General features: G+C 35.4%; 12 protein-coding genes and 3 pseudogenes. 11 read left to right on the forward strand and 4 right to left on the reverse strand.

Going from position 1 to position 13572, the window contains the following annotated elements; all coding sequences use genetic code 11:
- Positions 1–2 precede the first annotated feature (2 nt).
- Both NSQ40_RS12035 and NSQ40_RS12040 read right to left on the reverse strand, forming a co-directional pair.
- Positions 3–125, reverse strand: coding sequence for a hypothetical protein (locus NSQ40_RS12035; RefSeq protein WP_018768008.1), 123 nt, complete (start codon positions 123–125; stop codon positions 3–5).
- Positions 122–1216: a response regulator aspartate phosphatase gene (locus tag NSQ40_RS12040; protein ID WP_003209465.1), complete on the reverse strand. Its 1095-nt coding sequence runs from the start codon at positions 1214–1216 to the stop codon at positions 122–124. Before NSQ40_RS12040 ends, NSQ40_RS12035 begins: the two co-directional genes overlap by 4 nt.
- 331 nt (positions 1217–1547) lie before the next feature.
- Between NSQ40_RS12040 and NSQ40_RS12045 the strand changes: the two genes are divergently transcribed.
- From NSQ40_RS12045 to NSQ40_RS12055, 3 genes and pseudogenes are all read left to right on the forward strand, one after another.
- Positions 1548–1808: a hypothetical protein gene (locus NSQ40_RS12045; protein WP_003203166.1), complete on the forward strand. Its 261-nt coding sequence runs from the start codon at positions 1548–1550 to the stop codon at positions 1806–1808.
- 139 nt (positions 1809–1947) lie between these two features.
- Positions 1948–2070 (forward strand): annotated as a pseudogene (locus tag NSQ40_RS12050) (HNH endonuclease); the annotation flags it as partial.
- A gap of 43 nt (positions 2071–2113) precedes the next feature.
- Positions 2114–2503, forward strand: coding sequence for a (deoxy)nucleoside triphosphate pyrophosphohydrolase (locus NSQ40_RS12055; RefSeq protein ID WP_003209466.1), 390 nt, complete (start codon positions 2114–2116; stop codon positions 2501–2503).
- A 143-nt stretch (positions 2504–2646) separates the two neighbouring features.
- On the opposite strand, the gene NSQ40_RS12060 is transcribed toward NSQ40_RS12055, so the two are convergent.
- Positions 2647–3150: a hypothetical protein gene (locus tag NSQ40_RS12060; protein ID WP_097787472.1), complete on the reverse strand. Its 504-nt coding sequence runs from the start codon at positions 3148–3150 to the stop codon at positions 2647–2649.
- Between the two features lie 231 nt (positions 3151–3381).
- Between NSQ40_RS12060 and NSQ40_RS12065 the strand changes: the two genes are divergently transcribed.
- Positions 3382–3753 carry a hypothetical protein gene (locus tag NSQ40_RS12065; protein WP_033798406.1) on the forward strand — a complete coding sequence of 124 codons (372 nt, stop codon included), beginning with the start codon at positions 3382–3384 and terminating at the stop codon, positions 3751–3753.
- Positions 3754–3834: 81 nt separating this feature from the next.
- Here NSQ40_RS12065 and NSQ40_RS12070 read toward each other — a convergent pair whose 3' ends face one another.
- Positions 3835–4131, reverse strand: coding sequence for a hypothetical protein (locus tag NSQ40_RS12070; RefSeq protein WP_003203174.1), 297 nt, complete (start codon positions 4129–4131; stop codon positions 3835–3837).
- 482 nt (positions 4132–4613) lie between these two features.
- On the opposite strand from NSQ40_RS12070, the gene NSQ40_RS12075 reads away from it, so the two are divergent.
- The 7 genes and pseudogenes from NSQ40_RS12075 (at position 4614) to NSQ40_RS12105 (ending at position 13572) form a co-directional block, all read left to right on the forward strand.
- The gene (locus NSQ40_RS12075; RefSeq protein ID WP_003203177.1) at positions 4614–4919 is read left to right on the forward strand and encodes a monooxygenase; all 306 of its coding nucleotides are present in this window, start codon (positions 4614–4616) and stop codon (positions 4917–4919) included.
- 51 nt (positions 4920–4970) lie between these two features.
- Entirely contained in the window at positions 4971–5282 is a 312-nt protein-coding gene (locus tag NSQ40_RS12080) for a hypothetical protein (RefSeq protein ID WP_033798405.1), read from the forward strand.
- Positions 5283–5540: 258 nt separating this feature from the next.
- A pseudogene (locus tag NSQ40_RS12085) lies at positions 5541–5993 on the forward strand (ArpU family phage packaging/lysis transcriptional regulator).
- Positions 5990–6265, forward strand: a pseudogene (locus NSQ40_RS12090) (tyrosine-type recombinase/integrase); the annotation flags it as partial. The pseudogenes NSQ40_RS12085 and NSQ40_RS12090, both read left to right, overlap by 4 nt.
- Before the next feature lie 1032 nt (positions 6266–7297).
- Positions 7298–7621 (forward strand): hypothetical protein, encoded by a 324-nt coding sequence (locus NSQ40_RS12095; protein WP_006097453.1) that lies wholly within the window; start codon positions 7298–7300, stop codon positions 7619–7621.
- A gap of 114 nt (positions 7622–7735) precedes the next feature.
- Positions 7736–8998 carry an MFS transporter gene (locus NSQ40_RS12100; RefSeq protein WP_003209780.1) on the forward strand — a complete coding sequence of 421 codons (1263 nt, stop codon included), beginning with the start codon at positions 7736–7738 and terminating at the stop codon, positions 8996–8998.
- Between the two features lie 14 nt (positions 8999–9012).
- A complete protein-coding gene (locus NSQ40_RS12105) occupies positions 9013–13572 on the forward strand; it encodes a non-ribosomal peptide synthetase (RefSeq protein WP_258248653.1) in 4560 nt (1519 codons plus the stop codon).

A 13572-nucleotide genomic window follows, 5' to 3' on the forward strand; every position in this document is an offset into this window, starting at 1 on the left:
ATTCAACCTGTATCACCGTCGGCTAAACTTTGTATAAGATTAGTAACTGTTTGAGTTCCAACTGAAGTATGTGTGCTTACTGCTAGAAATGTAATCAACAGCATTCCTAATAATACTTTTTTCATTTTAACGCCTCCTTTTTAAAAATTTCTTTTTTAGCTTCATAACTTAAATAGAAATATTTGCTTCCTTGTTCAAAATTTCCTTCGTTATGAAACTGAACTGCTAATGCCTCGGTATATTCTTGAACGTACTCCCATAATCTTTCTGTTTTAAAGTAGTCCATTCCTGCTAGTACTCCTTTTTCTAGTTTTTCAGCAGGAGATTTTTTGTTCATTTCTCTTAGGATTGTAAAGCGATATTGATACTCTTTGTTACCTAAGTCATTGCAGATGGTTAACCCTTTTTCAATGAGTTGGGATGCAATTTCTTCTTCTTTTAGTTTGACATGTTCTTTTGCTTTAACAAAAATTGCTTTGTAATGATGAGGCTTCTTCTCAACAACTTCTGATAAATATCGAATTGCTGAACTAGAAATATTTTGACTGGCATACATTAAACCCAAATTATGACGAACTAATAAGATTGCTTTTTCATTTTCTTGCTTTTGGAATGTCCCCATTGCCGTAATAAAATATTCTTCAGCAAGTTCAAATTCTCTTAAATGTGTACAAGCTAAACCTAATAAATTATCGCAATAAGCTGTTTTGAGTTCATAACCAGTGTGTTCAGAAAATATATCTCTAGCTTTCGTCCCATACTTTATGGCTAAGAGTGCTTGGTAAATATGATAATGATATGTTGCTAAATTATAGTAAAATTCAGCTTGTTCAAGTTCATCAGAGATGTGATTAAGTAATACTTCAGCTTTATCATAGTGCTCTTTAGCAAGATTATAATTACCGATTGCGTTAGAATGAATAGCTTTATAAAAATGATAGTAGTAAGCTAGGGAATTATCAGTTGGCATATCAAAGGATTCAATTTTATCAAAACTATTTTTTGAAATACTCAAATTATCTACTAAATAGTTATATCCGAAATCTAGCAGGTAATAGTAGAGTAATAAGCTTGAGTCTGCCTTTTTATTGGGAATAAGAGTATCAATTTCTTCTTTTAAACAATGGGCATTATTTATATTACGTGAACGTATTTCTTGATACCAATTATTTAATAGTTCTTTAATTTGTTCATTCCCCTTAACTTTGACATTCATGAAAACCCCTCCTTTTTCAAATATTCTTATAAATAATGATAACAGGAATAAAATGTAATGGAAATTAAGTTTCTATATTTCTCAACATTTGTCTAACAGTTTTATTTTTAAAGCAACAAATAACCAAAAGTTGTGTTTATTGACACGCCCCTCCTAAAAGTGGGAGCGCTGTCGCACCGTAGTGAACTTTCTCGTTCGGAACATCTGTAATCGGTCAAATCTAGAATAATAACGAAATTTCTAAGAGATTCAAATGTGGAAATATGGGGGGAATGAGGAAATCTAAAAGAGCAAATACATTGAAGCGTTTGAAACAGATAAACATATCTTTATGGGGCAAGTAAAGCTTATAGAGCAATCTTTTCAAGAGATTCAGGAGGATACGCAAGGAATCAATAGAAAAGTATGGGTTTTTCCAATCCAGTTATTGGCTAAGAATGTAGTACTTCCTAAGAATATTGTTCAGATTCGACAAGAGCAAGAAATGAAAAAAGCAAGAGGATTAAATTATGAAGAACTAAAGGACCGTGCTACAAAGGTAATATCTATTAGTAACAAACGATTTACAAAAAACGAAAACATATCAGCGTAATGAATATGTAGCTGAGTTGGCTAAGAGGCGTGCACAGGGTATATGTGAATTGTGCGAACAGCACGCTCCTTTCAAAGATAAATAAGGGAATCCATATTTAGAAGCTCATCATGTAAAATGGCTATCGGATGGTGGGGAAGACTCGATTTATAACACTGTTGGAGTATGTGCAAATTGTCATCGCAAGTTACATGTGTTAAATAAAAATGAAGATGTTGCGAAATTAAAGAAAAAGCTAGAGCAGAATAAAACGGGAAGATGAGATAACGCAAAAGAATGAAACGATATCAAGGAAGTGATTAGCGATGAAGAAAAAAGTATCGGTTGTTGGAGCAGTAATATTCAATGAACAAAATGAAATACTATGTGCATTACGTTCTCCTACAATGTTATTACCTAACTATTGGGAATTTCCTGGTGGGAAAATTGATGAAGGAGAAGCGCCGGAAGAAGCACTATTACGTGAGATTAAAGAAGAGCTAGGTTGTTTTATTACTGTAGGTGAAAAAATAGAAGAAGTTGAGCATGAGTATGAGAATATTATTGTTCATCTAACTACATATAAAGCATACATAGAGTCCGGTGTGCCTAAAGCACTTGAACATGCAGAACTCAAATGGGTTAATGTTAATAATTTATTAGAGCTAAAGTGGGCCCAAGCGGATATTCCGACTGTAGAGGTCTTGTGTTTATAATTTAAAATGCTAGGTCTATTATAACGAAAAAGAAACCGGATTTGTACTGAACTGCACCCCAATTGTTAATTGTGTCTAACGATTGGGGTGCAGTTCAGTAATCGGAGTCGATTTTATTTATTACATAGCGCGCTTAGTCCGTTTTAAATAGAATCAGACGGAAGTATAGGATCTACAGGATGAACCACACCAACAAACTCACGATTTCTAACCTGAGCTCTTGCTACATGAAAATAATCCCCTACATTCGCTACAATTCGGTAATGTATCGGGTCTGGTGGAAATACCGTGTCTCCCGGTAAATCCACCCACGAAAACGTAGAATTATAGGTATAGAGCGTCTCGTCACCCGTATTAGTTCTATAGTTTCCGGATACAAGTATATCTGTAAGTGGTACATCATTACGGAATAGCTGATACGTAATGGCATCGACACTAAAAGTAACTTCATCTCCTGGAACGGCAAAAATTTCTGTACCGATTGTTGCATCTAGTTGAACGCGTGCTCTTTGTCCTGCTACTGCTTCGGTGGGAACTCGTAGCTCCATAATCGTGATATTGCTCGCATTTTCCGGAACGGAAACGGAACCAGGAACTGAACAAGAAATCGCAGTATGGTTACAATTTCTTCCGTTATTTAAGCTCACGAATAATCACATTCCTTTACTTATAAATTACGCATAATACAATAGATGGAAATTTATTTCATTTCACTTGTATATTTACCTACCGTACATGCTATGTGCGATAGAGTACCTCGTAAAGGGAGGTGTTTTTTGTTTAATCGAGACTTCACACCCACTTTACACTCCGTTAATATCTATCTATTAAAATTTTACATGTAAGGCGAAAAACAAACGTAAAAGGGGGGCTTAATAATGGTGCAAACACATTCGAACTTATACGAAATATCAATGTCAGGCGGACAGGAGTTAATGTGGTATAACGTGGAGGTCAAACAAGGTAAGCATACATACGAATTCGAAATCTACCGAGTGAGTGATACCATTTCGGTGTTTTATGTAGATCAGTTCGAAAGACAACTGGCAATAGCTAGTACCAAAGAGATGCTGATGATGTTAGTTTACGAGGAAGACAAGATGCGTTATAGACACATCGTAGGGGATGCGGAGTGGTTATTGCTGGACGGTATACATAATCATCGAGGAATGACGAGTGAAGAGGAATCAGCGTTTTTGTACCTGAAGGAAAATGTATTGGATGAAATGGTAGCAAAATTGGAAGCGTAAAAGAGAACCGCCTATATAGGCGGTTTTTTGTTTCGTTAGTTTCATGTATCTAATGATATATGAAACTAACTGATAATGTATTTAACCAAAATACTGTGAGTAAAAAAATAAAATGAGGAAAATTAGTGTTTTACCTAATAATCTATTAAGTAAATCTACAGGAATAAAGAGTTCACCGAGTGTAATGTTTTTGAGATTATTTAAATTTTTCTTTTTTAATAAACCTTTTAACGTTTGAAAATCTATCTTATTTGAAAAAGACCAACCTGGCTTAGCTTTTGTATCTGAATTTACCTTAAAAATAACATGAATACCATAAGATTTTATACCACTTATATTTAATAATAGAATGAACCCTAAGATGATTAACCAAGTCATTTTGAGCACCTCGCTTTGATATTTAATATTATGATATTAAATGCGTTGAGAAAGTGTGCTGTTGTCCATGAAAAATGTTGCGAATTTGTTGCGATTATGTTGAGAATAATATGATACTACTATTGATTTTGAAGGCCGAGAAGACTTTCGAAATTTTATTTTGCTAGGCACCTGAAAAATCCGTGTATCAAAAAATAACTTTAGGTCTTAAAAATGCTGTATCGTTAGAAAATTATATTATAGGATTAAAACAAGTTTTACTAAATGTGAAAAATATCCAAGAGCACCCAGCCTCTACACTAGCAACGTTTCTCGAAAAAGGAGCGTGACGGTTCTCAAAAGAAATTGAAGAAATGTATCCATCACCGAAAAATGGATTAAAATCCTTTGTACAAAGGGAGCTTTTATCTGGTAGCTAGCAAATTAAAAAAAATTTTGGTGAACTTTACATTGAGAAATATTGAAAATGGGAGTGATTGAAAATGGCATATCTATTACAAGTTGATTTTCCGTTTGAAGGTCCTTTTGGTGAAGAGATGGCAAAAGCATTTTGGGATTTAGCAAATAGTATTAACGAAGAAGAAGGGTTCCATTGGAAAATATGGACAGAGAATCAAGACACAAAAGAAGCTGGAGGTATCTATGTATTTGAAGAAAAACAAGATGCTGAAAAATATGCTGAAATGCATAGAAACAGACTTCAATCGTTTGGTGTTAAAGATATTAGGGTAAGAATTTTTGACATCAATGAAAAGCTAACCAAACTTAATCATGGTTATGTTAAATAATGAGGAATACGGCACGGCATTCTCGACAGTTGAAGTAAGGGAGTGATTATTATGAAAGGGGTTAAAAGAAAAAATATAATTATCTTGGTATGTCTATCGGTGTTAGGTGGCTTAATATTTCTTTTTACATCTAATAAAGATTCTAAGATTGACGATTTTCCTGTACCGATGTCAGCCATTTATATTAAAGAGGATAAATCGAATGTTTATAGATATTATAGTATTATTCCTATAAACAAAGCTAAGGGATGGAAATATCTTGGTGAAAATGGTCATACTATAGAATTTCAAAAAGGTAATAGAAAAATAATTATTTTGCATCTACCAGAGGATAGAAATTATTATTTATATGAAGAACAATAGGGTCAATATACTATTTGTAAGTTGAAATTTAGTGGATATTTTCTATAGAAGTTATATATAAATATTAATGGTAAGATGTTTGAATCTTAAATGTATCGAAGGATATAATAGATGTCGAAGTGCAGGAAACTCGAATATTTAGTCCTACTGGAAGAACCGGCGGACATTGAACTATAAAGAGCGTTAGCAATATTGCTCTGTAGTTTGGTGTTCGCTTTTTTATATTTTATTAATAAAATAGACAAGGAGTGTTTATGTATGAATCAATTAACTTTCTTGCCAAAGATTGATCGTAAAGCAACGCATGCTCGCTTAGAAAAGATTCTTGAAGACGTTCGTATTTATAGACAGTTTGGGATGATCAGAAATGAGGGTTACAGCTTCTTGTGAAATAAGATATTATGGCCCAACAAAAATGGTAGGTAAACTAGCTGAAGAAGTTGCTTTGGCCAATTTGGAATTGAGTAAGCGAGAGGAAAGATAAAAACGTCTATCTTTTCAGATTGATAAGACGTTAAGTTGTTTTAGTAAGAATCAGAGAGACATTATTATAAAGCGTTATGTAGAAGATGAAGAAGTATTTGACTACATGGTTTATAACGAGAGTGGCATGAGTGAATATACAGATAGACGTAATAAGTCTAGCTAGCTTTTGCTCTTAGGTTAGAAGTGTATGAGGTAGAAAGTCAGTATGGAGGGGATGATCTATGAATTTTGTTCAACCTATTCGTGATCCAGATCAAATACAACAAATTAAAGAGCACCTCAAGGAAAAGAATGAGCGTAATTATATTCTTTTGGTAATGGGAATTAATACAGGATTACGTATTAGCGATATTTTCAAATTGAAGGTAGGAGACTTAAAAGGTAGTCATATTTCAATGAGAGAAAAGAAAACAGGAAAGCAGAAGCGTATTCAATTGACTCCAGCATTGAAAAGAGAATTACGATGGTACATTGAGGAAAGAGAAGATAATGAGTATTTTAAACTTAATAATAGAGAAGATTATTAAGTTTGAAATTGAGTATGATAAAAAGAAGACAATTATTAGTGATTGATATAATTTAGTTTAGATATCTTATTCGGTCATACCAATAAAGGGGATTTTGGCATACAGTAATTACATAATATGAATAGTTGTGGAACGGTTCCTACAATTTATGAATTTTTTATACCTGCGTGTTAGTTGTATTGAAGTTAGCTAGTTCTTCTTTCACTATGTTTAATATCACATTTTTGCCTTCTTCATTAAGGGTAGCTAAAATACTCCTAAACAAACTAATAAATAGTTAGAATTGCTCCTGTCATTTCTCATGGAAGTTACTAAAGAAAGTATGTTATTAATTACAGATTCAAAAATTAGTGCATTATTATCAATATTAAATGAAAGCTCCTCCTTGTTTTCTTGATCTTTCCTTTCGATTTGTTTATGTAAATCTCTCATCCATTTACTTTCAAAAGTTTTTTTATGAATAAGCTGGTCTCCTTGATAAGCAGCATTTAAAGGGTATTAAAATCTCTTAAGGTGAGGGTATGTATGATGATTGGTTGGTTGATTGATTTTGCTACATATTAGGTGTTTTTTTACGGAATATTCAAAATAGAATCTCGATGGCATAATATTATATTGCTTATATTTACGAATGCTTAACATTGGATTAATCCGATATTTACATTATTTGGGTATTCTAAAGAAGTAAACAAGTAACAAAAAATACAATGTGAATAGGAGGGAACTTAAATCGATTCAAATGACAGAAGTTGGGCATAGTGTAAACTTATTTGAATTTTTTATTTAATAAAAATCTATCAATCATTATATAAAAATAGCTTAGTAGTCTTATTGATAAGTAGGATATTTTAATGACGGTAGTAAATAAAATGGGTCTATTGATGTGTTTTTATCTGAATTTTCTAATTTGATTATTTCAACCTTATGATGATAGTAGGAGGGAATTTTGTGTGATAGTATGTGGGGTATAAAGTGTAGAAGATTCTGAAAAAGGGATGTGGATTGGATGTTCAAACTACTGTAAATAATAAAGTTACAGAACTATTAAATCATTATTTTCATCGAGTGAAGGTGAATCTTGTAGAAGAGGAAAATCAAAGAGAATTATATGAACATGAATTGATTAATGAACTATTCCCGTTGTTTAATGTTGCAGGAAATGACAACATGAATAGAGATTTTCTAATTCGCTTTCGTTTATTTGTAAGGGAGATTATTTCAGAGCAAGAACAGAAAATGAAAGAACTTGAAAAAACAAGAGATGAAGAGATAAATGTATTTGATTTAGTAGAGCGAAAAAAGATAATGAACTTTATGATTAATTGAAGTTTGAATTGTATTAAAGTTTAAATAAAAATATTTAGAGTGATTAATTATATCCAATAAAGGGCCCATGTACGCAAAAACATCCATTTTAGTAAACTTAAGGAGATCGTTTTTATGAAAACTACCGACTCAAAAAGTCTATGGGGAAATACAATTTATTTACAAGTTTTCTCTGCGTATTCACTGATTATGCTCGGAGTATTTATTGATATGTTAGCCATTATGACCATTGTTGGTTTTGAATGGGAAGTAGACCCTACCATGATTGGATTGATTCCCGTTGCGTATGCACTTCCTGGAATTTTATTTAGTTCATGGGCAGGTGTGATTGCTGATCGCTTTAGAAAAATTCCAATTATGATGTTTAGTAATCTAATGGTTGGTCTATTAACAATCGTTCTTTTATTTGTCCAAAATATTCATTGGCTTTTGTTAGCTTTAATGATTCGATCCATTTTTACCGTTTTCTATTATCCTGCACAGCAAACACTAACACGACAAATTGTATCCCCTGATTTGCTTACCAAAGCGGTAAGTATCAACGGTATAGTTGAGCAAGGAACCAAGATAGTGGGTCCGCTTATAGGTGGAGTGTTACTGAGCTGGTTTCAGCCAGAGTTTTGTCTTGTAATAAGGGCAATATGTAGTTTACTAGCTGCTTTGGTTTTATTGCCCACAATAAGGTTTAAGGAATCTCTGTCAAGAGAATATATAGAAAAGCAACAGCAAAGCACTTGGACTGCTTGGTTACAAGGTTGGAGTTATGTATTATCCAATCGGATGATATTATCAACCATGATTTTCTTTACAATAGGTATGGCAGTATTACAATTAGTAGACTCGCAGTTCCCTACTTTATTTAAGAGTTTGTTCCCAAATGATAAGAGTAAAATGGGATATATCATTTCTATTATTGGTATTGGGGGAATACTTGGTGCATTCTTAACACAAAAAATAAAACATTTTCAATACGGTTGGGTAGTATGTGGGGGCATTGCTTTAATGGGAATTGGCTTTGGCGGAATTAGTCTGATAAGTCTGGTAAGTCCCGGTACATCCCTTATTTTTGGCTATCTGATTAGTTTTATCGCTGGTATTGGAAGTGGACTTATGCTTGTATCCAATCAAGTCATTCTGCAAATAGAATCTCATCAAGAACAGGTCGGAAGAGTGTTTGGAATTCAAAGCAGTTTAGCAAATGCAGTCCTCATCATTTCTCCAGCTATGAGCGGACCACTAGTTCACCTTTTCGGAGTAATTCAACTCTATCTTTATGTAGGTATTGGGCTCATCATCATTGGAGTAATTGGGGTTTCATTACAAAAATATTTTTGGGTTAAACATGAAAACGAACACATCAAAGTAACTAATCTTTGAAGGGAGATTTCTTTATGTCCAATGAGGAGCGTTATCTTTTAAGTCATCCACAGAGGAGAATATGGTATACAGAAGTTATTTATTCAGGTAAAGGTATATGTAATCTAAAATTCTTGTTCAAGATCCATCGAAAAATGGATTATTCATTATTAAATCGAGCCATGAATCGTGTTATTAGTGAAAACGATGGTTTGTGTATCAGGCTGAAAGAACATGGACATCAGGAACCTGAGCAATATTTTGTTAAACATCAAGAACGAGAATTTGACTTCTTTGATTTCAGTTCCGAGAGAGATTCAGATTTGCTGGAAAAATGGATTGAGCAGAAGGCGCAAGAGACGTTTACGTTATTTGATTCTGATTTATACTATTTCGCTTTAATAAAATTAAGCGATAATGAGTGTGCCGTCTTTGGCAATGTCCATCACATTATCATGGATGGTTTATCAATCCAAATTTTTACTAGTCAGATTGCTAAATATTATCATAAGTTTCATAGTGAGACAGATGTGAGCATACCTAGGAACTCATATGTTCAGTTTCTAGTCAATGAACAGACATACTTGAACAGCAGTCGTTTTCAAAAGGATCAAAACTTTTGGTTAGAGGAATTCAATACACTTCCATCCGTGACGGGATTGAAACCCTATGATGCTTACCAAGTTAGTACGAGAGCATCACGTGAGACGTTTACATTATCGGAACATTTGAAGAAAAAGATAGAAAAATTTTCTGAAGATTACAAATTTAGTATATATACTTTTTTTGTTGCTGCGCTTTCGTTGTCGATGTATCGATGGACCTCATCGCTTGATATTGCCTTGGGAATGGCTTACGGCAATCGTATGACTAAAATGGAGCGGGAATTAATTGGAATGATGGTGAGTACAGTTCCTCTAAGAATGGATATCGATCCTGAAGAAGAAGTACTCTCATTTATTGGTCGAGTGTCTAGAAAACAAAGTAAATCATTACGACATCAGAAATATCCATTTGATTTGTTATTAAAGCAGATTAATAAAGAGAATAACAGTAATGTTCGACTTTTTGGAACTACGATTGATTATAGAGAACGTGCTGAAAGTGGTGACTCTCTTTGGATTCCAAATCGTGAAGAGGTGCAAGACTTTGCAGTACATATCGAAAATTTGACTGATATAGACTCTTTACAAGTACATGTTGATTATCGTGAAGAGCTATTTTCCAAAGAAGAGATAATTCGCTTTTTTAACACCATGCTAGCATTAATGGAAAACACATTTAAAAATCCGAAGCAGAAGGTTGCTGAGATCGAAATCATTTCAGAAGAAGATAAAAGAAAAAGTCTAGTAGAGTTCAACGATCCTAAGCTTGACTTTCCACCTCAAGCAACCATCCATGAGTTGTTTGAGCAGCAAGCGACGATTCATCCCAATGCCATTGCAGTTGTGTATGAAAAGGAGGGGCTTACCTATAGTGAGCTTAATGAACGTGCGAATCAGTTAGCTCACTATCTACAGAAAAAGGGAGTAGGACCTGATTCATTGGTTGGGCTTTGTGTTGAACGTTCTCTTGAAATGATTGTAGGTATTTTGGGGATTCTGAAGGCTGGTGGAGCTTATGTTCCACTTGATCCAACATATCCAGAGCAGCGACTTCAGTATATTTTAGAGGATGCTAGCATTCAGTTAGTCGTAACGCAAGAGAGTTTAAAAGAATCGAAATGGTTACCAGAGAATATTAAATCGATTTGCCTTGATCGAGATCAGGTTGAGATTGAGAAAGAAAGTACTGCTTTACCGATTTCTGATGTAAGTCCCCAACATCTCGCTTATGTGATCTATACTTCGGGATCAACAGGGAATCCGAAGGGAGTTATGGTAGAACATCACAATGTGAGTCGTTTATTTAAATCAACGGAATGTTGGTATCAGTTTGATGAAAAAGATACTTGGACGCTTTTCCATTCTTATGCGTTTGACTTCTCAGTTTGGGAAATTTGGGGAGCATTGCTCTATGGAGGAAGATTGGTTGTTGTTCCTTACTGGATTAGTCGATCGCCTAAGGATTTCTATCAACTGTTAGTAGAGGAAGAGGTTACGGTTCTTAATCAGACACCATCCGCATTTCGACAATTGATACAAGTGTGTGAACAAGAAGATGAGAATAAAAACTTGCATCTGCGCTATATCATATTTGGTGGGGAAGCACTCGATCCGGCCAGCTTGCTACCGTGGTTTCAAAGGTATGGAGAGCAGAACACGCAGCTAATCAATATGTATGGAATTACAGAAACTACCGTTCATGTTACGTATTATCCAATTACTCAGGATGATGTAAAGCATTCTTCAAGAAGTAATATCGGAAAGCGGATTCCAGATTTAGAAGTGTATGTGCTAGACGCTTGTCAACAGCCTGTGCCTATTGGCGTATCTAGTGAACTATATATTGGTGGAGCAGGACTCGCACGTGGGTATTTAAACAGACCTGAATTGACTGCAGAACGTTTCATTCCTCATCCATTCAGTAGTGACCCGGGAGCGCGATTATATCGGACAGGAGACTTAGCGAGATACTTGCCGGATGGAAATCTAGATTATCTTGGGCGGATTGATCACCAGGTGAAAATCCGTGGTTTCCGAATTGAGCTCGGGGAAATTGAATCTGCTTTAAACGCACATGCATCCGTAAAAGAGGCTGTTGTAATTGTTCGAGAGGATCAGCCGGGTGATAAACGATTGGTGGCATATGTCGTGGGTGATGGGAATGTAGGTGAGTGGAGAGATTATCTCAAGGCGGAACTACCAAGCCATATGGTTCCTTCAGGATTTGTGATGATGGAAGCTATTCCACTAACTGCTAACGGTAAAGTTGATCGTGAGGCCTTGCCTGTACCAGAGGAGAGGGAAATTGAAAGTGAATGTGTTGCACCCCGGAATGGTAAAGAAGAAACACTGGCTACCATTTGGAAGCAAGTATTAGGGATTAAAAAGGTGGGAATCCATGATAACTTCTTTGAAATTGGTGGGGACTCGATTCTCAGCATTCAGATCATATCACAAGCGAGTCAATTGGGATTAAAACTTACACCCAAGCAAATGTTTGAATGCCCAACGATTGCCGAGTTGGCGCAAGTAGTCAAAGAAGATCAGGGAGTACAAGCGGATCAGGGGGTTGTGACGGGAGAGGTACCGCTTACTCCAATTCAGTATTGGTTCTTCGAGCAAGAACATCCGCGTCCACAACATTGGAATCAATCGATGCTTTTAAGAGTAAGAGAGAGATTGGATGTGGAGTTATTAGAGGAAGCCCTATTAAACTTACTCAAACATCATGATGCCTTACGTTTCCGGTATGAACAGTTACCAAATGCAACCTGGAAGCAGAGAAATGAGGGAATCGATGAACAGTCTGTACTTCGTGTGGTAAAGCGGAACGATGCTGATCAACAAGCGTGGAATCAAGTGATACAAGAAGAGATGGATATCACTCAAGCCAGTTTCAATTTACTTACAGGGCCGTTGATGAAAGTAGTGTACTTTGATGACGGTTCGAATGGGAACGATCGATTATTCTGGACGATTCATCATTTAGTAGTAGATGGGGTATCATGGCGAATTCTATTGGAAGATTTACAGGCCATATACAACCAGATGAAACAAGATCAGAAGGTTCAGTTACCTGCGAAAAGTACATCCTTTAAAGAATGGTCGGAACGACTACAGGCATACAGTGAGTCAGATCTTTCAAAAGAAGTAAAAGATTATTGGCATGAACAGGCAGAAAAACAAGTGATGACGATTCCGATGGACTACCCTATACAGGAAACGACAGAAGCATCGATTGATCAAGTGACGATAACGTTAGGAGTAGAAGAGACCCACGCGTTGTTACAAGAAGTTCCGATGACTCATAAGACAAGGATTAACGAGGTACTATTGACGGCATTAGTACAAGCTATAGCTGACTGTACAAATCAGCATAAGGTTTCTGTTCACTTGGAAGGACATGGGAGAGAAGAGGTGATTGAAGGCGTTGATCTATCGCGGACAGTGGGTTGGTTCACGAGTATTTATCCCGTTCACCTTGATCTTCAAGGAACAACAACACCTATTGAGGGATTAAAGGCTGTGAAAGAGCAATTGCGTCGAATTCCGAATCAGGGCATTGATTATGGCATTTTACGCTACTTGAGCAGAGAATTGCTTCCGTTTTATCAGCAGCAAAAACCATCAATAAGCTTTAACTATTTGGGACAATTTGATCAAGTGTTTTCCAAAGAATCTTTGTTTATGCAAGAGACAGGGTTTACACGCTTAGACCATGCTCCAGAATCGAAACCATTTCACCCGATTGATGTTGTTGGTATGGTGAAAGATGGGAAGTTACATTTTGTTTGGATGTATAGTAGAAAACAGTTTTCTAGATTGACGATTAAAGCGATAGCAGATGCCATGTTGAATCAACTTCGTCTACTGATAAATCCACCAACGACAGAGTCTGCTTTTACGGTATCTGACTTTGCTGATGCAGAGGCTCTTACGGAAGAAAGCTTGAGTAAAGTATTACTTAAATTAACAAAGAAGAGGGTGTAA

Origin of the sequence: Bacillus sp. FSL K6-6038 (assembly GCF_038050455.1) — a bacterium.
Lineage (GTDB): Bacteria > Bacillota > Bacilli > Bacillales > Bacillaceae_G > Bacillus_A > Bacillus_A pseudomycoides.

Coding starts and splice junctions, on each gene's coding strand:
- NSQ40_RS12035 (WP_018768008.1), bottom strand. CDS start 125: ATGAAAAAAGTATTATTAGGAATGCTGTTGATTACATTTCTAGCAGTA.
- NSQ40_RS12040 (WP_003209465.1), bottom strand. CDS start 1,216: ATGAATGTCAAAGTTAAGGGGAATGAACAAATTAAAGAACTATTAAAT.
- NSQ40_RS12045 (WP_003203166.1), top strand. CDS start 1,548: ATGGGGCAAGTAAAGCTTATAGAGCAATCTTTTCAAGAGATTCAGGAG.
- NSQ40_RS12055 (WP_003209466.1), top strand. CDS start 2,114: ATGAAGAAAAAAGTATCGGTTGTTGGAGCAGTAATATTCAATGAACAA.
- NSQ40_RS12065 (WP_033798406.1), top strand. CDS start 3,382: ATGGTGCAAACACATTCGAACTTATACGAAATATCAATGTCAGGCGGA.
- NSQ40_RS12070 (WP_003203174.1), bottom strand. CDS start 4,131: ATGACTTGGTTAATCATCTTAGGGTTCATTCTATTATTAAATATAAGT.
- NSQ40_RS12075 (WP_003203177.1), top strand. CDS start 4,614: ATGGCATATCTATTACAAGTTGATTTTCCGTTTGAAGGTCCTTTTGGT.
- NSQ40_RS12080 (WP_033798405.1), top strand. CDS start 4,971: ATGAAAGGGGTTAAAAGAAAAAATATAATTATCTTGGTATGTCTATCG.
- NSQ40_RS12100 (WP_003209780.1), top strand. CDS start 7,736: ATGAAAACTACCGACTCAAAAAGTCTATGGGGAAATACAATTTATTTA.
- NSQ40_RS12105 (WP_258248653.1), top strand. CDS start 9,013: ATGTCCAATGAGGAGCGTTATCTTTTAAGTCATCCACAGAGGAGAATA.